Origin of the sequence: Staphylococcus sp. HMSC36A10 (assembly GCF_001838845.1) — a bacterium.
Classification (GTDB): domain Bacteria; phylum Bacillota; class Bacilli; order Staphylococcales; family Staphylococcaceae; genus Staphylococcus; species Staphylococcus aureus.
In genome coordinates this window covers 1-232 of the sequence record NZ_KV839110.1, presented here as the reverse complement: position 1 = coordinate 232, position 232 = coordinate 1, and the positions used below count along the sequence as shown (strand labels likewise).

The following is a 232-nucleotide window of genomic DNA, read 5'->3' as shown; positions in this document are numbered from 1 at the left end:
CCACCTTCGTAACCTAATTCACTCTTAATATCAACATGACTGTTTTCTTCAATTTCTTCAACGATGCCATAGTTACCATGACCGTTTTCAGTACCTAAACCAGAATGAGAAATATGCTGGTTATTTTCAGTAATTTCTTCGATTGGACCTTGAGCTTGACCATGTTCTTCAGGTAATTCATCCACTAGTTCGATAAGATTACTTTCAGTTGTATATTCTTTCGTATCTTCAA

Annotated in this window: 1 protein-coding gene; it reads right to left on the bottom strand. The window is 35.3% G+C overall.

Features of this window, described 5'->3' with window-relative positions; translation table 11 throughout:
* Positions 1–232 (bottom strand): hypothetical protein (locus tag HMPREF3247_RS07455; protein ID WP_142349151.1); only part of this gene is annotated, 232 nt, incomplete at both ends.